The organism is Nesterenkonia marinintestina (assembly GCF_025420485.1).
Lineage (GTDB): Bacteria > Actinomycetota > Actinomycetes > Actinomycetales > Micrococcaceae > Nesterenkonia > Nesterenkonia marinintestina.
On record NZ_JAOEFD010000010.1, the window covers coordinates 25,158 to 44,662 of the forward strand.

Consider the following 19,505-nt stretch of genomic DNA (forward strand, 5'->3'; position numbering starts at 1 on the left):
GGTCAGTCCCTCCCCTCTCGACGTTCGCGGCGTGCACGCCGCGAGTCCGGTGCCGGTTCGGCGGCCTCCTCGGTGGGGGCGCCGCCTCCGCCGTCGAACTCGGTGGTCTCGGTCGGGATCTCGGAGTCCTCCTCCGGGTCGTAGACCGGCTGCGCGGCCACACGGCGGTCCTCGGGGTCGTCGACGACCTCGTCCTGCCGCCCGATCACCCAGGACCGGTACACCAGCGCCAGCATGAAGGCCACCAGGGCGAAGGCGATGACGATCGCGGTGAGCAGCAGGGCCTGCGGCAGCGGGTCGAAGTAGTCCTCGGAGCTCAGATAGTCGCGCACCAGCGGAGCCTCACCGGCACGCCCGCCGGACATGAGGATCATCAGATTCGCCCCGTTGGAGATGAGGATGACGCCCAGGACCACGCGGGTCAGGGAACGCTCGAGCACCATGTAGACGCCGGTGGCGAGCATCACGCCCATCACCAGGACCAGGGTCAGGTTGACGGTCATCGCGCCACCCCCGCACTCGTCTCCGCGTGGACCCCGTGGCCGTAGTCGGAGGTGTCGCGGTTCTCCTCCTCGGAGCGGAGGTCGATCTCCGAACCGAGGCTGCGCAGCACGTCGACGATCAGGCCGACCACCACCAGGTAGACGCCGACGTCGAACAGGACCGAGGACACCAGGGCGTGCTCACCGAACAGCGGCAGGTCCAGGTCCACGTAGTAGGACTGGAAGACCTCACCGCCGACGAACAGCGGGACGATGCCGACGACGCAGGCGACGACGATGCCCGCGCCCATCAGTCCGCCGGCGGAGAACCGCATCGCGGCCTCGAGCTCATAGCGGCCGCCGGCCAGGTAGCGCAGCACGAACGCCAGTCCGGCCATCAGCCCGCCGGCGAACCCTCCGCCGGGGGTGTTGTGCCCGGCCAGCAGCAGGTACACCGAGAGCAGCACGATGGCGTGGAACAGCAGACGGGTGACGACCTCGAAGATGATCGACCGGTGCTCCGGCGCCAGCGTGCGTCCGGCCACCAGCCATGCCTCGCGGGCCACGGTGGCGAAGCTGCGGGCGGCCCGGATCTCCCGAACCTGGCTGGGCGAGAAGTTCTCGTCGGTCAGGACACGCCCCACCGAGCCGGTGGGGATGTCCTTGACGGTCAGCCGCCGCACGTCGCGGCGCTTGACGAAGATCAGGGAGGCCACACCGGTGGCCGCGGCGGCGATGACGGTGACCTCGCCGAAGGTGTCCCACACTCGGATGTCGACCAGGGTGACGTTGACGATGTTCGCCCCGTGCCCGATGTCCAGCGACATCCACGGGTACTCCTCCGAGACCGGCCGCTCCGAGCGGGCCGAGACCGACAGGGCCGCCAGGCCCATCATGGCCAGCGCGAAGCCCACGGCCAGCACCGCGCGGGAGAGCTTGGAACTGGTGCGGCTGCGGGTCCAGATCCCCGCCGGCAGGGTGCGCAGGGCCAGCACGAAGACCACCAGGATGATGGACTCGACCAGCAGCAGCGTCAGCGCGAGGTCCGGGGCGCCCTGAAGCCCCAGCAGCCCGGCGATGCCGTAGCCGCAGAGGCCGACCATCAGCACGGCCATGAAGCGCTTGGGGGCGAGCACCGCGCCGATGCCGCCGGCGACGACGATGACGCCGAGCACCACCTGCAGGGGCTCCTCCGCGATGATCCACGCGTCCGGGGTCGGAATCCCGCCCTTGACGTAGATGACGGCGACCAGCGGAAGCACGGTGGCGACCGCGAGGATGATGAACAGGTAGTGGCCCAGCGAACCCGACTGGGTCCGCGAGGTCAGCGCCTGGGAGAAGGCGTCGATGCCGCGGATCGAGGCGCGGTAGGACCGCTCGGCGTCCACCAGGGCGGGCACCCGCTCCTGAGCGGCTGCGATCCCGCGGCGGCCCACGAACATCAGCGCACCGAGCACCCAGGTCAGCGCCGAGAGCCCGAGCACGATGGTGAAGCCGTGCCACAGGGCCAGGTAGGTTATCGAGGCACCGGGCTCGATCGGCCCGAACAGGTCGGTGTAGGGGCTGATCATCGCCTCGATCGGGGCGGGCCAGAAGGCGAAGACCACGGTGGCCAGGGTGAGCACCGCCGGCGCGGCGAGGAAGACCAGGTCCACCGGCCCGTGGAACCGGGTGTCCTCCAGCACGGCGCCCTCGTCGTCGCGCTTGGTGGCGAAGGTCCCCCACAGGAACCGGGCGCTGTAGGCGAAGGTCAGCACCGAGGCGACGACGACGCCGACCATGACCACCCAGAACCAGCCGCCGTCGGTCTCGGCCGCCTCGAAGAAGGACTCGAAGACGACCTCCTTGGCGACGAACCCGAACAGCGGCGGCAGACCGGCCATCGAGGCCGCCGAGATCACCGAGATCCACAGCAGAGGCCGTTGGGTGCGTCCGAGCCCGGAGAGGACCCGGAGGTCGCGGACGCCCGACTCGTGGTCGATGATCCCGACGACCATGAACAGCGCGGCCTTGAAGAGCCCGTGGGCCAGGAGCATGGCGATCCCGGCCAGGGCCGCATTCTCGGTCCCCAATCCGTTGATCATGACCAGGAAGCCGAGCTGGGAGACCGTGCCGTAGGCCAGGACGAGCTTGATGTCGGTCTGGCGCAGCGCCCGATAGGCCCCGACGAGCATCGTGGCCAGACCGAAGCCCAGGACGATGGGGAGCCAGAAGGAGGTCTCGTGGAAGCCGGGGGCGAAGCGTGCGACGAGGTAGACGCCGGCCTTCACCATGGCCGCGGCGTGCAGATAGGCCGAGACCGGCGTGGGGGCGGCCATGGCGGCCGGGAGCCAGAAGTGGAACGGGACCAGCGCGGACTTCGACAGCGCGCCGACCAGCACCAGGATGACGGCCAGGTCGACCTGGGTGCCGCTGAGCTCGGGGCCGGCGGCCATGATGTCCGAAAGGCGGTTGGAGCCGGCGAGCTCACCGACCCAGAGCAGTCCGACCAGCATGGTCAGCCCGCCGAGCTTGGTGACGATGAGGGCCTGGGTGGCCGACCGGCGGGCGAAGATGCGGTGCGCGGAGTAGCCGATCAGCAGGAACGACAGGACCGTGGTGATCTCCCAGAAGATGAACATCATGATGATGTCGTCGGAGATCACGATGCCGAACATGGCTGCGCCGAAGGCGAAGAGCTGTGCGGCGAAGGGCCCGGCGGCGCGCTCGGAGGCGGCGAAGTAGCGGGCGCAGTAGAGCATGACCAGAGCTCCGACGCCGAGGATGAGCATGCTCATCACCATCGACAGCGCATCGAGCCGGAACGCGAAGGAGACGCCGAACTCGGGGAGCCATTCGTAGACCGCGGACGGCGGGCCGCGGGGGTCCCCGACGCCGGCCCCCTGGTCGGCGGAGAGCACCGAGGGGAGGTAGGTGACCGCCACATAGATCATCGCGGCGAGGTTGACCCCGGCCAGGACGAAGAAGGTGGGACGACCCAGCCGGTGGTAGATCCACGGGACCACGATGCTCACTGCGAAGAGGGCAGCGAGCACGGTCAGCATGGGACGGTGTCCTTCCTTCGTCGGGCACGGTCGTACGGGGGCACTGGCGAGGTCGCGGAAGTCGCACGCTGCGCCTCCGGGCACCGGGATGCCCGCCGGCAGGACGACCTGAGCCATCTTAACATGCGACCCGACATGAGTCACATTGATTCTTCGCCGGAGAAACATTACTTAAATTGCATTCAGAACCGCAGAATAGTTGAATCAGCTTTCTGGACGGAATAGGGCGTGAGAACCGCCACCCCGGTCCTCGGACACAGACCATCCGGCCGATAGCATTCCCCCATGGCCTCTCCTCCGGATCAGCGCGGCCCCGCGGGCACGACGTCGCCGGACGCCCCCCTGGACAAGAAGCTGATCACCTACTGGTCGCTGTGGAGCTGGGGCAACGCCACCGTCTCCGCAGTCATGGTGACCTTCGTCTTCGGCACCTACATCGCCTCGGACGCCTTCGGGCCCGATGAGCGCGGCACGCAGTACCTGACCACCGCCAACGCGATCGCCGGGCTGCTCGTCGCCGTCACCGCCCCCGTCATCGGACAGCGCGCCGACCGGGCCGGCAAGCGCCGCCTGTGGCTGATCATCAACACCGGGATCGTCGTGGCGCTGGTCGCGGCCTGCTTCTTCGTCCGCCCCGAGGAGGGCTTCCTCCTGCTGGGCGTGACCCTGATGGCGTCGATGACGCTGTTCGACGAGTTCGCGAACCTGAACTACAACGCGATGCTCGTCGACATCACCGACCACTCGCGGATGGGACGCGTCTCGGGCATCGGCTGGGGCGCGGGCTACCTGGGCGGGATCGTGCTGCTGATGATCGTCTACCTCGGGCTCATCGCCGGCGACCCCCCGCACGTCTTCGGGATCGGAGAGGACGACGCGATGAACATCCGGGTGGTCGCGCTGGTCTCCGCCGCCTGGTTCCTGGTGTGGGCGCTTCCCCTGCTGCTCACCAGGCAGCAGACCGCCGATCAGGACGCCGTGCCCGACGAACGCATCTCCGTGGTCGAGTCCTACCGCCGACTGCTGGGGACCATCATCGGACTGTGGAAGGAGGACCGGAACACCTTCTGGTTCCTGCTGGCCTCCGCGGTGTACCGGGACGGACTCTCCGCCGTGTTCACCTACGGGGCCATCCTGGGCACCACCCTCTACGGCATCGATCCGGCCGATGTGATCATCTTCGGCATCGCCGGCAACGTGGTCGCCGCCGTCGGCGCCTTCGCCGGCGGCTGGCTGGACGACCGAGTGGGCCCCCGGATGGTCATCGCCGGCTGTCTGATCGGCCTGCTCAGCTCCGCGGCGGCACTGCTGCTGCTCACCGAGGAGCGGACCATCGGCGCCGCCGAAGACCCGCTGCTGACGATCACCCCGACCACGGCGTTCTGGGTGCTGGGACTGTTCCTCTGCCTGTTCGTCGGCCCCGCCCAGGCCTCCTCACGCGGCTTCCTGGGACGGCTGGCCCCGCCGGAGAAAGCCGGAGAGCTCTTCGGGCTCTACGCCACGGCGGGCCGCAGCGTCTCGTTCCTCACCCCTGCGCTGATCAGCCTGATGCTGCTGTTCATCGGCGACAACATGGCCATCGTCGGCGCGATCATCGTGACCCTGCTGCTGGGCCTGGGGCTGCTGGTGCTGGTCCGCAACCCCACCGAGCCGGCGAAGATGCGGGACTGGTCCCGGAAGTCCTGAACTCCGGACGACGGACGCTCAGCCGATGATCGTCCGGTGGAAGTTCTCATGGCTGCGTGAGGCCGTCGGCCCGCGCTGACCCTGGTACCGCGACTGGTGGCTCCGCGAGCCGTAGCCGTGTTCGGCCGGCGAGGTGAGCCGGAAGAAGCACAGCTGACCGATCTTCGAGCCCGGCCACAGCTTGATCGGCAGGGTCGCCATGTTCGACAGCTCCAGGGTCACCTGACCGGAGAAGCCCGGGTCGATGAAGCCGGCCGTGGAGTGGGTCAGCAGACCCAGCCGCCCCAGCGAGGACTTGCCCTCCAGGCGGGCGGCGACGTCGTCGGGCAGCGTGACCTGCTCGTAGGTGGCGCCCAGGACGAACTCCCCGGGGTGCAGCACGAAGGGCTCCTCCGCGTCGACCTCGACCAGTCGGGTCAGGTCGGACTGCTCGACGGACGGGTCGATGTGCGCGTACTTGTGGTTGTCGAACAGGCGGAACATGCGCTCCAGGCGCACGTCGACGCTGGAGGGCTGGATCATCGAGGTCTCCAGCGGGTCCAGGCGGATGCGACCGGAGTCGAGCTCGGCGCGGATGTCGCGATCAGATAGCAGCACGGAGACAACGTATCACCGCGGCATGTCCATCCACTGGGCGCCGCTGGGCGGGGACGACGACGGCGTCGTAAGGTGGTGCGGGTCCACCGAGCCCGCGCGAGAGACAGGAGCGTCCATGGAGGCGGTGCTGTCCGGCTTCACGGTGATCTGGCTGATCATCGGCGTCGGCTACGTCCTGGGCCGGCTCGACGTCCTCGGCCGAGAGTCGCGTGTGGTGCTGAGCCGGGTGGCCTTCTTCGTGGCCTCGCCCTGTCTGCTGTTCATCGCCGTCTCCGACGCCTCGCTGACCCAGGTGCTGGGCCCCCAGTTCGCGATCGCCGCACTCGGGGCCTTCGCCACCGGGTTGGTGTTCCTCGCCCTGTGCCGCCCCGTGCTGCGCCGCCGCGACGGCGGTGAGAGGGTGATCGGCGGACTCTCCGCGTCCCTGGTCAACTCGGCGAACCTCGGCTTCCCGATCGCCGCCTACGTCCTGGGCGACGTCGCCTTCGCCGCCCCCATCCTGGTCTTCCAGCTGGCCCTCTACACCCCGGTGTACGTCGCGGCCATGGACTTCCTCGCCGTCGGAACCGGCGCCCGACGACGGGTGCGCCCGGCACCGCGGGTCATGATCGGACAGATCGCGCGCACCGCGCTGAACCCGATGATCGTCGCGGCGATGCTCGGACTGCTGTTCTCCTGGCGGGGATGGAGCCTGCCCCAGCCGATCCACGAGTCGGTGGAGATCGTCGCCGGTGCGTCCATCCCGCTCATGCTGATCTCCTTCGGCCTGTCCCTGGTCGGCTCCCGTCCCCTGTCCAAGACCTCGGGACGACGCCGCGACGTCCTGCTCGCCTCGTTCCTGAAGCTGGTCATACACCCGCTGATCGCCTATGCGCTCGCCGTGCTGCTGTTCGACATGGACGGACACCAGCTGCTGGCCGCCGTGGTGATGGCCGCCCTCCCGACGGCGCAGAACGTCCTGGTGGCCGCGATCCGCTACGAATCCGGCGAGATCATCGCCCGCGACACCGTCCTGATCACCACCGTTCTCGCAATTCCGGCGATGCTGGTGGTCTCCGCCCTGCTGATGTGATCTGCTGACGGGATGACCCCTCCTCACGACGACGACCACCCGACGGGAGCCCGCCCCTCCGGGTCCCGCCTGGGCGGAGTCGCCGCGGCCTGGGGAGCCGCCCTCATCCTCGCCGTGGTGCTCGCGGTCCTGGCCGTGTGGTGGGTCCGCACCGAGGTGTACAGCGCCGAGGCCGCCGCCGAGGGGTACGTGGATGCGCTGACCTCCGGCAGGGGCGGCGAGGCGCTGGGACTGCTCTCCGACTCCGCCCACGAGGACCTGGCCTCGCAGTTCGACGAGACCGACCCGCCCACCGACGCCGGCCTGCTGGGAGGCGATGCGCTGGAGAAGTCCACCGAACGCCTCGACCAGCTGAGCCTCGACGACGACGGCGAGCCGACGCTGACCTTCACCTATGACGACGAGCAGCACGCGGTCGAGGTCCCGGTCCACAGCGGGGAGACCATGTGGATGCTCTTCGACCGGTGGGAGATCACCGAGGAGGTCGTCGGCGAGTTCGAGGTGGACGTCCCCCAGTCCGGTGCGGCGGGGGTCGAGCGGATCACGGTCAACGGCGAGCCGGTGGACCTGGAGGACGGGTCGGTGCGGCTGGCCGCGTTCCTCCCCACCGCCGCGGTGATCGAGGCCGACGGGCCGTGGGTCGACGGGTCCGCGGACCACCTGGTGCTCGACGACTCCGAGGACACCGTGCAGCTCGACGTGGAGCCCTCCGAGGAGGCGCAGGAGAAGGTGCGCGAGCAGGTGGAGTCATACCTGCAGGAGTGCGCCGACCAGCAGGTGCTCATGCCCTCCGGCTGCCCGATGGGCGCGGCGACCCCGCACCAGGTCGACCCCGACACCATCGACTGGACGATGCCGGACATCTCCGACCTCACCGTCGCCCTCGGCGACGACGGCTGGGAGGTCGAGGGGACGCAGTCGCTCACCGCAGAGCTCGACTTCGAGGCGCTCGACCACTTCGACGGGTCGTTGCTGAACGAGCGCTTCGAATCGGACTTCTCCCTCGACGTGGAGGTGGAGCCGGTCGGCGACGAACTGCGCATCGCCGTGACGGGTGCGGACGGGGAGACCGCCGACGACTGAGGATCACCCGTCGGTTCAGCCCCGGGCCGGCGGAGCCTCGTCGAGGGGCTCCAGCTCCACCCGCCGCGACTGCCACCGGCATCCCAGCTCGACCAGCGCGCAGCCGATCAGCACCGCGATCACCGAGGCGGCCAGCAGCTCCGCGCCGGGCAGGACGAACAGGTGGTACTGCTGGGAGATCGGCACCAGCAGCACCAGTGCCAGCAGCAGGTACATGCCGGCGATCAGGCCCGCCCGCGGCCACGTCATCGGGCGCAGGGCCGCGCTGAGGACCCAGAGCCCGACGGCGGGCAGGGTCAGCGTCGTCGCGGTCTGGATCTCGGACGCGGGTGCGTCGAAGTGGCGTCCGGCCCAGCTCACAGCGATCACCGCCAGGCAGATCGCCGCGGCCGAGGGCGCTGCGAAGATCAGCGATCGGCGGAGGAACCCGGGGCGGTAGCGGCGTGCGTTGGGCATCAGGGCGAGGAAGAACGCGGGACACCCGAGCATCAGGAAGTCCACGGTGGAGAACTGCCGGGGCAGGAAAGGGAACTGCCAGAACATCAGACCGAAGAAGACGCCCAGGATGATCGCATAGGCGGTCTTGGTCAGGAACAGCCGGGCGACGCGCTCGACGTTCGCGATCACCTTCCGGCCTTCGGCGAGCACCGAGGGCAGACGGTCGAACCGCCCGTCCAGGAGCACCATGCGGGAGACGGCCTTCGTCGCCGGAGCCCCGTTCCCCATGGCGATCCCCAGGTCGGCGCGCTTCAGGGCCAGGGCGTCGTTGATGCCGTCGCCGGTCATCGCGACCACATGGTCCTGCTCCTGCAGCGCGACCACCATGTCCCGCTTCTGGTCCGGGGTGACCCGGCCGAACACCGAATGGGTCTCCACAGCCTCACGCAGCCCCTCCTCGGTGGTCAGCGTGGTGGCGTCGACGCCGTCGCCCTCGACCTGCATCCCGACCTCGCGGGCCACCGCCGCCACCGTGCGCGGGCTGTCCCCGGAGATGACCTTCAGGGACACCCGCTGGTCCCGGAAGTACTGCAGCGTCGCGGCGGCGTCGGGACGGACCCGCTCCTTGAAGGTCAGCACGGCCACCGGTGACAGCTGGGCCGGCAGGCGGTCCCCGCGCCCCAGCGGGCCGGTCAGCCCGCCCGAGGAGGCCGCGAGCGGGCCCTCCAGCGGGGCGTGGGTCAGGACCATGGTGCGCAGCCCGGCGGCGGCCCGCTGCTCGGTGCGTCGCCGGACCCCGTCGACGTCGACGGTGCGGGCGTCCATCGAGGGCAGCAGCATATCCGCGGCACCGAGCACCCAGTGCCCGGCCAGCTCGCCGGCGTCGTCGGCGAAGGTCACCGCGGACCAGCGGCGGGCCGAGGAGAACTGCACCTGGTGGGCGGCCCAGTGGCGCGGCAGCGCCGAGTAGCGCTGCGTCAGGGCGGCGGCGGTGGGGTTGGCGTGCTCGTCGGCGCCGAACCAGGCGAGCACCTGCTCCCACGGCGCCGTCCCTCCCACGGCCGTGGAGCTGGGATCACGGGGGCGCCGGGCCGAGCGTCCGAACCGATCCAACGGTTCGGCGTCGTCGAAGGCGACGGTGCCGTCGGTCAGGGTGCCGGTCTTGTCCAGGCACACCACGTCCACGCGGGCGAGGATCTCCACCGCCGGCTGCTCCTGGATGAGCACCTTGTGCCGGGCGAGCTTCAGCGCGGCGACGGCGAAGGCGATCGTGGTCATCAGCGCCAGCCCCTGGGGCACCATCGCCGTGATCGAGGAGACCGCCGTGACCAGGGCGTCGCGCCACAGACCGGACTCCCAGGCCGCAGCCCACCCGCCGTGGGCCTGCATCTGCCCGTTGGCGACCACCGCCGCGATGGGGATCAGCACCATCGAGACCCAGAACGCGACGCGCTCCAGCGCCCTGCGCAGCTCCGAGTTGATCTTGCGGAACCGCCGAGCCTCCTGGGCGATCTTCGCCGCACGGGCCTCCTCACCCACCGCCGTGACCAGGAACCGACCCGTGCCCGCCAATGCGGCGGTGCCCGAGAGCACGAAGTCGTCGCGGCGCTTGGGCACCGGGTGGGACTCGCCGGTGAGCATCGACTCGTCCATGTCCAGACCGCGGGAGGAGAGCATGATCCCGTCGGCCGGGACCTGGTCCCCGCGGCGGAGCTCGACGACGTCGTCGAGGACGATCTGCTCCCGGTGGATCTCGACCACGACGCCGTCGCGCAGCACACGGATGGTGTCCTGGTGGAGGAGGGCGATGGCGTCGAGCTTCCGCTTGGCGCCGTACTCCTGGACGAGACCGATGATGACGTTGGCCACCGCGGCGACGGCGAACAGGAGGTCGAGCCAGCGGCCCAGCAGGACGATGACCAGGGCACAGATCCCGATGATCAGGTTGAACAGGGTCATCAGGTGGGTGCGGAGGATCTCGCCGAGCGAGCGGGAGGTGGTCTGCCGCTGGACGTTGACCAGGTGCAGCCGCTGCCGCTCCGCCACCTGGACCGAGGTCAGTCCGCCGGCCTCCACGGCAGCCCTGTCGATGGGTGACCGCCGCCCCGCCGGGGGACGGATCTCGGTCGACTCGACGGTCACGGGGCGGCTTCCTCCGGTGGGCTCAGGGACGGCGGAGCCCGGATCCCGCGGACGGACCGGGCCCCGCTCCGTCATTCTATGGGGAGGAGCGGGGCCCGGCCTCAGTCTTCAGGAGGATGTTCGGGTGAGCTGAGCCTCAGCCTCCCGCAACCTCCTCGTCGGCCAGCCGCAGGACCTCGTCGAGGACGTCGAGGCCGAAGCGGAGGTCGTCGTCGGAGATGTTCAGCGGCGGGCACAGGTGGAACCGGTTCTCCGCGGTGAACATCAGCAGCCCGCGAGACTTGGCCTCGGCCATCATCCGTCCCATGACCGGAGCCGCCTGACCCATGGGAGCGAGGCGTTCGCGGGTCTCCTGGTCCTTGACCAGCTCCACCGCCCAGAACGCACCGGCGCCGCGGACCTCCCCGACGCTCGGGTGCTTCTCCGCGATCTCCCGCAGCCGCGGACCGAGGATCTCCTCGCCGATGCGGCGCGCGTTCTCCACCATGGACTCCTCCTCCATGGCGTTGATCGTGGCCACGGCCGCGGCACAGGCGAGCGGGTGGCCCGAGTAGGTGAGTCCGCCCGGGTACGGGGTCTCGGCGAAGCTCTCGTAGATCTCCCCGCTCATGGCCACCCCGCCCAGCGGGACGTATCCGGAGTTCACCCCCTTGGCGAAGGTCACGATGTCCGGGGAGATGCCGGCCAGCTGGTGTCCGAACCACTCCCCCACACGTCCGAATCCGACCATGACCTCGTCCATGATCAGCACGATCCCGTGCTCGCGGCACAGCTCCGCGACCCCGGCCATATAGCCGGGCGGGGGCATGAAGATGCCCGCCGTGCCGGGGACGGCCTCGAGGATCACCGCGGCCACCGTGGAGGGACCCTCGAGCTCGATGGTGTCGCGCAGGTGGGCGAGGGCGCGCTCCGACTCCTGCTCGTCGTTCTCGGACCCGAACGCCGACCGGTACGTGTAGGCGGGATGGAAGTGGACGACGCCGTCGATCGCCTGGTCCGAGCCCACCCGGCGCAGGGAACCGGTCAGGTTGGAGGTCAGCCGGGTGGCGCCGTGGTAGGAGAGGTAGCTGGAGAGGATCTTGTGACGACCGGTGTGCAGCCGGGCCATGCGCACGGCGTGGTCGTTGGACTCCGCCCCCGCATTGGTGAAGAACACGTGCTGAATCGACTCCGGCAGGCGCTCGGTGATCAGACGCGCGGCCTCGGAGCGGGCGTCGTTGACGTGCTGCGGGGCGATGGTCGGAAGCGTCGCGGCCTGCTCCTGGATGGCCTGGACCACGCGCGGGTGCTTGTGGCCGATGTTGGTGAAGACGAGCTGCCCGCTGAGGTCGAGGAGGGGACGGCCCTCACCGTCCCAGATCCAGGAGCCGTCGGCGTCGAGGACCGTCATCGGGTCGAACTTCCGCTGGGCGCTCCACGAGTGGAAGACGTGCGACCTGTCCAGCTCATAGGCGCGGCGTCCGCGTTCGACGGCGGCGTCGCTGATCCGCGGATCCCGGGTTCCGACGTACTGCTGGTGATGACTCATACGACCTCCTCGATGTGACCTCAGTCCCTACAATCCTAGACCGCCGCCCCGAGGGAGATGCCAGAGCCGAACCTGGTGACATCGCGTCGTCGGACGACTACATTCATGACAGGAACGCCCTGACCTGGGCGACCGAGCACAACGGGGGCGCGGAGAGACCGCGCACCACTCGACGGAGGAGCCGAATCACCATGAAGCTGCTCAGAATGCTCACCTTCACCGCAGGCGCCGCCGTGGGCTACGTGGTCGGTGCGAAGCAGGGCCAGAAGGGCCTCGACCGGATCAAGAGCACCGCCCGAGAGACCTGGAACGACCCGAAGGTCCAGGACGCCGTCCACAAGGTCGGCGACCAGGCCAACCGTGTGGCGCACGACGTGGCCGATCAGGCGAAGGGCGCCGTCTCCTCTGCTGCGGAGTCCGCGGAGAGGAAGGCCTCCGAGGCGGCCGACGACGCCAAGGAGCGGATCGCCGAGAAGGTCGGGCGCGGAGACGACTCCGATGAGGCCGCGGCGTCCGTGGGCGGCGCGGAGAAGGGTGACCCCGGCGAGCGGCTCGCCCCCGCGGTCAAGGCCGACTCGGTCTCCGACCCGGGACTGGGCGACGCCGACTCCAGCAGCGACTGGGCCGACGAGGGCGGACGGCCGGCGACGGGGAACTGAGGCCCCGGCGCGCGGCCGTCGTCACCCGGACCGTCGCGCTCCTCGCCTCACCGGCGGCGCAGCTGGAACTGCGCGCCGTAGTGGTCCTCGGGCAGGTGGTCGCCGCGACCGAAGAGCTTCTGCCGCAGGGTGCCGGGCGTGTACTCCGTCTTGTACCGCCCCAGCCGCTGCAGCTCGGGGACCACGTGCTCGACGATGTCCTCGAACGTGCCCGGAGTGATGTGGTACGCCAGGTTGAACCCGTCGACGTCGGTCTCGTCCTGCCATTCGACCAGCTGGCGTGCGGCTGAGGCGCCGTCGCCGACGATCACCGGACCGAATCCGCCCACGCCGACCCATTCGGCCAGCTGACGCACCGTCCACGCCTCATCCTCCCGACCCGAGGCCTTCTGGAAGGTCTCCACGGTGGAGCGGATGGCGTTGGACTCGACGTCGCCGATCGGCTGGTCGAGGTCGAACTCGGAGAGGTCGATCCCCATCCACCCGGACATCAGCACCAGACCGCCCTCGGGGTCCACGTACTGGGCGAGGTCGTCGTACTTGGCCTGCGCGGCCGCCTCGTCGGCCCCGGTGACCACGGTCTGCATCGCGAAGATGCGGACGTCGTAGGCGTCCCTGCCGGCGTCGACGGCGGCCTGACGGATCTTCTGCACCGAAGCCTTCGCCAGCACCTTGGTGGGCGGATTGATGAACACCGCTTCGGCGTGCCGCCCCGCGAAGGCGCGTCCACGGGTGGAGGCTCCCGCCTGGTAGACCACGGGCATGCGCTGCGGGCTGGGCTCCACCACGGAGATCCCCGGCGTCCGGAAGAACTCGCCCTCGTGCTCGATGCGGTGGACCTTCGACGGGTCGGTGAACACCCCGCGCTCCCGGTCGGCGACGACGGCGTCGTCCTCCCAGGAGGACTCGAGCAGCTTGTAGACCACATCCATGTACTCGTCGGCGTGGTCGTAGCGGCGGTCGTGCTCCATCTGTTCGTCCTGGCCCATGTTCTGCGCGGCCGCGGGCAGGTACCCGGTGACCACGTTCCAGCCGACGCGGCCGCCGGTGAGGTGGTCCAGGGTGCCCAGCCGACGGGCGAAGGGGTACGGGTGCTCGTAGGCGGTGCCGGCGGTCAGGCCGAATCCGAGGTGCTCGGTCACCGCGGCCATCGCTGAGACGAGCAGGAACGGGTCGTTCACCGGGATCTGGGCCCCGGACCGCAGCGCCGCGTCGGGCGAGGCGTCGAACACGTCGTAGGGTCCGAGCACGTCGGCGATGAACAGTCCGTCGAAGAGACCGCGCTCGAGGGTCCGGGCCAGAGAGGTCCAGTATCCGAGCGTGTTGTAGTCGCGGGCGCGGTCCTCGGGATGGCGCCACAGTCCCGGGGACTGGTGGACCACGCAGTTCATGTCGAAGGCGTTGAACAGGATCTCTCGACCCGACTCGGTGCGGGCGGGCTGGGACTGCGGCTGGGGCTGCGTCTCGGTCATATCTCCTCCTGCAGATGCTCAGCCGATAAAGGGCACCGCAGGAACGGGCGCGTCGCACGACGCCGTTCCGGGAGGACCTCCATCGGTCCTGGCGGTAGCACCCACCTGCGGGAGATCTCCCGTGGGTTGCTGCGGCGTCGTCGAGCCAGGTCTCTCAGCCGCTCTGGATGGTTGCGGGGTCAGCCTACACCTGTTGCGCAGGCTGCGGGATATCGTGGTGGGCATGCCCACCTCTGAGCACCCTCCTGAGTCGGCCGCCGCTGTCCCGCAGTCCGCAGGTCCGCTCGTCCGCGCACTCTCGGCGGTGCTCGCCGAGACGCCGGAGCCGGCCGGTGACCGGTCGCCCGACGACGCCGAGGCCGGCGCAGAGGATCTCCTGCGGGAGGCGCTGCGCCGGCGTCATGTGGAGACCGAAGAGGTGATGCCCGGGCACCTGCTGTTCCGCTTCGCCGGCTTCGTCATCGGAGGCATGCAGGGCTCCCTGACCACACTGGTCTCTCAACAGTCCCGCCGGATCGCCGGGGACCCGAAGCTGCTGCCTCGCTTCCTCCGGCACGCGGACGTCGCCGTGCCGGACCCGGAGGACCCCCCGCAGAAGGCACAGGATCGGGACTCGGAGGACGATGACGAGGAGGACACCGAGGACGGCTCCGACGACGGAGACGCCGAGAGCTCCGTGGCCGGAGGCTCCGCGCTCGAGCTGGAGATCCTCGTCGTCGGGGACGACGTCGTCGCCGGCCTGCTGCGCACCCCGCCGTTCGAGCACAGCGACCAGGGTCTGATCTTCACCGCCGACGGGGAGGAGCGGCTCACAGTGGACGTCACCGATCAGCTCACGACCGCCGTGCGGGAGCTCGCCGCCGACGCCGTCGGCGCCCTCCCCGGCCTGGGTGCCGCCTCGGTCCATGTCCTGACCCCTGACCTGGGATCCGCGGACGACGCGGTGGTGACCGGCCTGGACGTGACCCCGGACATCCGCACCTTCCACCGTCCGGACATCGGTCGGGGACGTGACGCCGCCGGCGCGCTGGCGGAGAAGCTCCTCAGGCGCGCGAGCCGCTGACCGACGCCGCCGTCGGGGCATCGCCGATGGCGTTGAGGCCTTCGGGCGTCGTGCCGTCGATCTCGTACTCCCCCAACGACCGGGCACGGAACACGATCGGATTGTGCGTGGCCACGGTCTGGATGTTGCGCCAGTGACGATCCAGAGCCTTGGACCTGGACACTGCTGACGCCCCGACCGTCTGGAACAGCTCACCGACGACGTCGAGGCACAGCTGCGGCACCACCACGTGCGCGCGCTCGACCGCGATCTCGCTGTCATAGACGGCCGTCGGCACCTCACCGGCGAACCCGGGAGTGTGGGTCCCCGCGGCATGACCGGCGGCGAGTGAGCGGTCATGGACTCGGGCGACCTCCGACACGGTGGACTCTGCGGCGAACAGTCGGGCGGACATCCGACCCACGATCTGCTGGATCAGGGGATCCTCACGGAACAGCCGACCCGAACCCGAGGTGTTGAAGGTCCGCCTCCGGGTGCGGATGAGCTCGACGGCGTCTCGGAGCGCGGCCCGTGCCGCGCCGACCTGCACGGCCAGCAGGTAGAGCTGGAAGAAGGCAGCCTCATGGATCGCCTCGTGGGAACCGGGCACACGGTCCAGGACGCCGAACGGTTCGACCCCGACGTCGGCGAATCTGGTGGTCCCGGTGCCGGTCAGACGCTGACCGAATCCGTCCCAGTCGTCCTCGACGGTGACGCCCGGCGCGTCGACGGCGACCAGGGCGAACCGGCGTCCGGGACCGTCGTCACGGGCGGCCGATACCCGAGTGCAGTCGGAGAAGATCGTGCCGGTGGAGTAGAACTTCTCACCGTCGAGGCGCCAGGATCCGTCAGGCTTCTGTGACAGTACGGTGCTGAGATCTCCCAGGGCGTTGCCTCCCTTCTCCGTCGAGGCGTTGCCCACCGTCGTCCCGGTGAGCACACGCCGGTACCACTCGTCGCGGACCTCCCGGGGTTGGAAACGGAGCGACTCCACGAATCCGAAGTGGCCCCGGTACAGGTGGGCGACGTTGGAGTCTGCCTCTGCCAGTCGGATCACCTCGGTGATCAGCTCCTCCAGCGTCACTCCCGGCCCGCCGTGATCAGCCGGGACGCGGAGTGCCCCGAAGCGGTGATCGTCGAGCGCTCTGACCTCGTCGAAGGGCAGCTCCCGCTCGAGTTCGCGCCGTACCGCTCCCGCGGCGACGTCCTTGAGCAGCTCCTCGGGAAGCTCCGCCTGCACGGTCTCCTGCGTCTGTGTCATCAGCTCTCACTCTCTCTTCGGGTCTGTTCGACGTCGACGTCGAAAGCGGTGTCAAGCACTCCGCCCTGATACTGGTCGAACCATTCCTGCACCTCATCCGACTGGTATGCGTCCTGCAGCGCCTCAGCCTTCTCCGTGTCCGCGAAATTCGGATTCGCTGCGACCACGCACGTGAACGGCAGGGCCACATCGCCCCCCTCCAGGGCCAATGCCTGCTCGGCGTCGAGGCCTATCTCTGCGGCGAGGCGCACGAAGGCGAAGGCCGCGTCGACATCGGAGATGCTCTGGGCGACTGACTGCTGGTCGACCTCGACGAACTCCAAGTTCCGGGGGTTGTCAGTGATGTCCGCCTGTGAGAGCTCCGAAACCTCGACAGAGTCGTCGATCTCCAGCAGGCCGGCGTCGGCGAGCAGCTTGAGGCCGCGCCCGTTGTTCGCGGTATCCACAGGTATGGCGATCTGAGCGCCGTCGGGGAGCTCGTCAAGGGTGTCGAAGTTCTCTGAGTAGATGCCTCCCGGTGCCTCATACACCGCGAAGGTGGGTTCGATGTCGAGTCCGTGGTCGTCGTTGAACTGATCCAGATAGCTGATGTTCTGGAAGAAGTTCGCGTCGTACTCCCCCTGGGCGACGGCCTGGTTGGGCTGGATGATGTCGGTGACGTACGTGGTCTCCAAGGTCCACCCGTCCTCCTCAAGCTGCTCCTTCACCAGCTCGGTCGGCTCCTGGAACGGTGCAGACTCGGTGACGATCATGCTGATCGTCCGATCGTCATCGCCGGCGCCGGTGAGGCCGCAGCCGGTGAGCCCGGCGGTGACGAGCAGGATCGGTCCGGCGACGGAGAAGGTGCGGTGCGGGACCCGCGCGGGGAGGGGCACAGAAACAGACATAGGACAGCTCTCTCTCAGGAGGGGTGCGGCGAAAGGTGTGACGCGGCGGGTTCAGATGCGCTTATCGGTGAGCCGGGAGACCCTGGTCCCGCCCCACTGCACGAGGGTGACGAGCAGGAGCATCAGGACGATGGCCACCAACATCACCGGGGTCTCGTATCGGTAGTACCCGTAGCGGATGGCGAAGTCCCCGATGCCGCCTCCGCCGACCAGCCCCACCATCGCCGAGTAGGAGATGAAGCTGACGGTGGTGATCGTGATCGACCCGATGATGGCCGGCTTCGCATCGACGAGCAGCACGTTGCGGATGATCTGCCCGCGGGTCGCACCCATGGCTCGGGAGGCCTCGACCGCCCCGGTCCCCAGCTGGGTGAGGTTCTGTTCGACCAGCCGGGCGAAGTACGGGATCGCGTTCACCGTCAGCGGCACGATCGCCGCCGCAGTACCGACGGTGGTGCCGACCAGCAGCCGCGTGAACGGGATGATCGCGATGAGCAGGATCAGGAAGGGGAAGGACCTCACCGTATTCACCAGCGCGCTGACCACTGCGTGACGCTTCGGCAGCGGGGCGATGCCGCCGGGTGCGTGGTTGAACAGCCAGATCCCGATCGGAGTTCCGATGAGCACAGCCAGGGGGATGGCCACACCGACCATCGCCAGGGTCTGCAGCATGGCGACCAGCAGCTCGCCGCGCAGTTCGAGGATGCGTTCCATCAGCCCCTCACCTCCGCAAGCGTCCCGTCGGCGGAGGGCTCGTCGGTCCGCCGCAGCAGCGTCTCGACGTCGACGTCGGACGCGGCCCCCCGCTCGACGCGGATCCCGTCGCCGACCAGATACCGGCCGATGCTGGTGGTCGGCTCGAAGCTCCCCGAGGTCAGGTCTGACGCGGCGAACCGCTCCACCACCCGACCGTCCTCCATGACCGCGACGTCGTCGGAGAGCGCCTTGATGACCTCCATCTCATGGGTCACCAGCACCACGGTGATGCCGAACTCCCGGTTCGCGTCGGCCAGGTACTGCAGCACCGACGCCGTGGTGAAGGGGTCCAGCGCCGACGTAGGTTCGTCGCAGAGCAGCACTTGAGGGTCGGGGGCCAGTGCACGAGCTATGGCCACCCGCTGCTTCTGGCCGCCGGAGAGCCGCGCAGGGTACTCGGTGGACTTCGCGGCAAGGTCCACGACCTCCAGGACTTCCGAGGCCCGGCGTCGTCGGACCCGACGGTCCCGCACCCCGGCGAACTTCAGCGCGAGCTCCACGTTCTGCGCCACCGTCAGATTGTTCACAAGATGGAATCCCTGGAAGATCATGCCGATCTGGTGTCGGGCGCGACGCAGCTCCTCCGCCTCGAGGTCGGTGAGTCGGACATCTCCGACCTCGACCGTTCCGGCGCTGGGTCGCTCCAGGAGATTGATGTTCCGCAGCAGGGTCGACTTCCCAGCACCGGAGAATCCGATGATGCCCTGGATCCGGCCCCGAGCGACGTCGAGACTGACGTCGTCGACCGCTGTGACGGGTGGTCTTCCCCGCGATCCGGGGAACGTGGTACTGACACGGCGCAGTGAGATCATGGCGTCCTCCATCGGTCCCGGCGGTAGCACCTGTGCCGTGTCGGAGGCGGACGATGATGGTCCGCCGGATCACGCTCGGCAGGTTGCTGCGACGTCGTCGAGCCGGGTCTCTCAGTCGCTCTGGATGGTTGCGAAGCTCTGTCAGCTTATGCACGGGGACGATCGGTTCGTCAAGGTGATCATCGATATGTCGTCACCTGGAGAAACAGATGTTCGACCGCAGAGTCGCACGGTGACGAGGATCGCCCGTCGCTGCGGTCCGAGCCGAGAGTCCCCGGACGAACCATCCGGAGTCGCCGGGCGTGAGGTTCCGGGGCCTCGGCGACGACCGCACCGGGTCACACGGCGACACCTGCATTGTGTCCGGCCGGAGCGCAGACGTACGATGAGCGGACGAACCATCCAGAGCGGCTGAGAGACCTGGCTCGACGACGCCGCAGCAACCCACGGGAGATCTCCCGCAGGTGGGTGCTACCGCCGGGACCGATGGGAGTGATCTGAACCTGTGTCGCTGACCGCAGCCCCCGCAGCCACGCACCCTCTG

15 protein-coding genes and 3 riboswitches are annotated in these 19,505 nt (G+C 69.1%); of the genes, 5 read left to right on the plus strand and 10 right to left on the minus strand.

The annotated features are described in order from the left end of the window. Window positions 1-2: 2 nt before the first annotated feature. Together N7E59_RS08825 and N7E59_RS08830 are read right to left on the minus strand one after the other, a co-directional pair. Entirely contained in the window at window positions 3-503 is a 501-nt protein-coding gene (locus tag N7E59_RS08825) for a Na(+)/H(+) antiporter subunit C (protein WP_261624567.1), read from the minus strand. Next, entirely contained in the window at window positions 500-3,526 is a 3,027-nt protein-coding gene (locus N7E59_RS08830; protein WP_261624568.1) for a Na+/H+ antiporter subunit A, read from the minus strand. Before N7E59_RS08830 ends, N7E59_RS08825 begins: the two co-directional genes overlap by 4 nt. A 285-nt stretch (window positions 3,527-3,811) precedes the next feature. On the opposite strand from N7E59_RS08830, the gene N7E59_RS08835 reads away from it, so the two are divergent. Continuing rightward, a complete protein-coding gene (locus N7E59_RS08835; protein ID WP_261624569.1) occupies window positions 3,812-5,212 on the plus strand; it encodes an MFS transporter in 1,401 nt (466 codons plus the stop codon). 18 nt (window positions 5,213-5,230) lie between these two features. On the opposite strand, the gene dcd is transcribed toward N7E59_RS08835, so the two are convergent. After that, window positions 5,231-5,809 (minus strand): dCTP deaminase, encoded by a 579-nt coding sequence (dcd, locus tag N7E59_RS08840; protein ID WP_261624570.1) that lies wholly within the window; start codon window positions 5,807-5,809, stop codon window positions 5,231-5,233. A gap of 115 nt (window positions 5,810-5,924) precedes the next feature. On the opposite strand from dcd, the gene N7E59_RS08845 reads away from it, so the two are divergent. Further along, on the plus strand, window positions 5,925-6,881 hold the full coding sequence (locus tag N7E59_RS08845) for an AEC family transporter (RefSeq protein ID WP_261624571.1): 957 nt from the start codon (window positions 5,925-5,927) through the stop codon (window positions 6,879-6,881). Window positions 6,882-6,893: 12 nt separating this feature from the next. Then, the gene (locus N7E59_RS08850; protein WP_261624572.1) at window positions 6,894-7,964 is read left to right on the plus strand and encodes a hypothetical protein; all 1,071 of its coding nucleotides are present in this window, start codon (window positions 6,894-6,896) and stop codon (window positions 7,962-7,964) included. 15 nt (window positions 7,965-7,979) lie between these two features. Here the strand turns inward: N7E59_RS08850 and N7E59_RS08855 are convergent, their stop codons facing one another. Together N7E59_RS08855 and N7E59_RS08860 are read right to left on the minus strand one after the other, a co-directional pair. Further along, window positions 7,980-10,544 carry an HAD-IC family P-type ATPase gene (locus N7E59_RS08855; protein ID WP_261624573.1) on the minus strand — a complete coding sequence of 855 codons (2,565 nt, stop codon included), beginning with the start codon at window positions 10,542-10,544 and terminating at the stop codon, window positions 7,980-7,982. 136 nt (window positions 10,545-10,680) lie between these two features. Continuing rightward, window positions 10,681-12,072, minus strand: coding sequence for an aspartate aminotransferase family protein (locus tag N7E59_RS08860; RefSeq protein WP_261624574.1), 1,392 nt, complete (start codon window positions 12,070-12,072; stop codon window positions 10,681-10,683). A gap of 191 nt (window positions 12,073-12,263) precedes the next feature. On the opposite strand from N7E59_RS08860, the gene N7E59_RS08865 reads away from it, so the two are divergent. After that, complete coding sequence (locus N7E59_RS08865) at window positions 12,264-12,731, plus strand: hypothetical protein (RefSeq protein WP_261624575.1); 468 nt, start codon at window positions 12,264-12,266, stop codon at window positions 12,729-12,731. Between the two features lie 47 nt (window positions 12,732-12,778). On the opposite strand, the gene N7E59_RS08870 is transcribed toward N7E59_RS08865, so the two are convergent. Next, entirely contained in the window at window positions 12,779-14,203 is a 1,425-nt protein-coding gene (locus N7E59_RS08870; RefSeq protein WP_261624576.1) for an LLM class flavin-dependent oxidoreductase, read from the minus strand. A gap of 76 nt (window positions 14,204-14,279) precedes the next feature. Beyond that, a riboswitch (SAM riboswitch) is annotated at window positions 14,280-14,377 on the minus strand. A gap of 49 nt (window positions 14,378-14,426) precedes the next feature. Between N7E59_RS08870 and N7E59_RS08875 the strand changes: the two genes are divergently transcribed. Then, on the plus strand, window positions 14,427-15,266 hold the full coding sequence (locus N7E59_RS08875) for a hypothetical protein (RefSeq protein WP_261624577.1): 840 nt from the start codon (window positions 14,427-14,429) through the stop codon (window positions 15,264-15,266). Here the strand turns inward: N7E59_RS08875 and N7E59_RS08880 are convergent. The 4 genes from N7E59_RS08880 to N7E59_RS08895 form a co-directional block, all read right to left on the minus strand. Next, a complete protein-coding gene (locus N7E59_RS08880) occupies window positions 15,247-16,506 on the minus strand; it encodes an acyl-CoA dehydrogenase family protein (RefSeq protein WP_261624578.1) in 1,260 nt (419 codons plus the stop codon). The genes N7E59_RS08875 and N7E59_RS08880 overlap by 20 nt on opposite strands. Next, window positions 16,506-17,258 carry a MetQ/NlpA family ABC transporter substrate-binding protein gene (locus N7E59_RS08885; protein WP_261624579.1) on the minus strand — a complete coding sequence of 251 codons (753 nt, stop codon included), beginning with the start codon at window positions 17,256-17,258 and terminating at the stop codon, window positions 16,506-16,508. The genes N7E59_RS08880 and N7E59_RS08885 overlap by 1 nt, the downstream gene beginning before the upstream one ends. Before the next feature lie 186 nt (window positions 17,259-17,444). After that, on the minus strand, window positions 17,445-18,107 hold the full coding sequence (locus N7E59_RS08890) for a methionine ABC transporter permease (protein WP_261624580.1): 663 nt from the start codon (window positions 18,105-18,107) through the stop codon (window positions 17,445-17,447). Continuing rightward, entirely contained in the window at window positions 18,107-18,961 is an 855-nt protein-coding gene (locus tag N7E59_RS08895; RefSeq protein WP_261624581.1) for a methionine ABC transporter ATP-binding protein, read from the minus strand. Before N7E59_RS08895 ends, N7E59_RS08890 begins: the two co-directional genes overlap by 1 nt. A gap of 5 nt (window positions 18,962-18,966) precedes the next feature. Further along, window positions 18,967-19,092, minus strand: a riboswitch (SAM riboswitch). A 264-nt stretch (window positions 19,093-19,356) separates the two neighbouring features. Next, a riboswitch (SAM riboswitch) is annotated at window positions 19,357-19,454 on the plus strand. The last annotated feature ends 51 nt before the right edge of the window (window positions 19,455-19,505 follow it).

Bases quoted from the DNA above. Each gene is read 5' to 3' on its own strand.
- N7E59_RS08860 (WP_261624574.1), bottom strand. From the start codon at position 12,072: ATGAGTCATCACCAGCAGTACGTCGGAACCCGGGATCCGCGGATCAGC.
- N7E59_RS08850 (WP_261624572.1), top strand. From the start codon at position 6,894: ATGACCCCTCCTCACGACGACGACCACCCGACGGGAGCCCGCCCCTCC.
- N7E59_RS08890 (WP_261624580.1), bottom strand. From the start codon at position 18,107: ATGGAACGCATCCTCGAACTGCGCGGCGAGCTGCTGGTCGCCATGCTG.
- N7E59_RS08875 (WP_261624577.1), top strand. From the start codon at position 14,427: ATGCCCACCTCTGAGCACCCTCCTGAGTCGGCCGCCGCTGTCCCGCAG.
- N7E59_RS08885 (WP_261624579.1), bottom strand. From the start codon at position 17,258: ATGATCGTCACCGAGTCTGCACCGTTCCAGGAGCCGACCGAGCTGGTG.
- N7E59_RS08870 (WP_261624576.1), bottom strand. From the start codon at position 14,203: ATGACCGAGACGCAGCCCCAGCCGCAGTCCCAGCCCGCCCGCACCGAG.
- N7E59_RS08895 (WP_261624581.1), bottom strand. From the start codon at position 18,961: ATGATCTCACTGCGCCGTGTCAGTACCACGTTCCCCGGATCGCGGGGA.
- N7E59_RS08825 (WP_261624567.1), bottom strand. From the start codon at position 503: ATGACCGTCAACCTGACCCTGGTCCTGGTGATGGGCGTGATGCTCGCC.
- N7E59_RS08865 (WP_261624575.1), top strand. From the start codon at position 12,264: ATGAAGCTGCTCAGAATGCTCACCTTCACCGCAGGCGCCGCCGTGGGC.
- N7E59_RS08880 (WP_261624578.1), bottom strand. From the start codon at position 16,506: ATGACACAGACGCAGGAGACCGTGCAGGCGGAGCTTCCCGAGGAGCTG.
- N7E59_RS08845 (WP_261624571.1), top strand. From the start codon at position 5,925: ATGGAGGCGGTGCTGTCCGGCTTCACGGTGATCTGGCTGATCATCGGC.
- N7E59_RS08830 (WP_261624568.1), bottom strand. From the start codon at position 3,526: ATGCTGACCGTGCTCGCTGCCCTCTTCGCAGTGAGCATCGTGGTCCCG.
- N7E59_RS08835 (WP_261624569.1), top strand. From the start codon at position 3,812: ATGGCCTCTCCTCCGGATCAGCGCGGCCCCGCGGGCACGACGTCGCCG.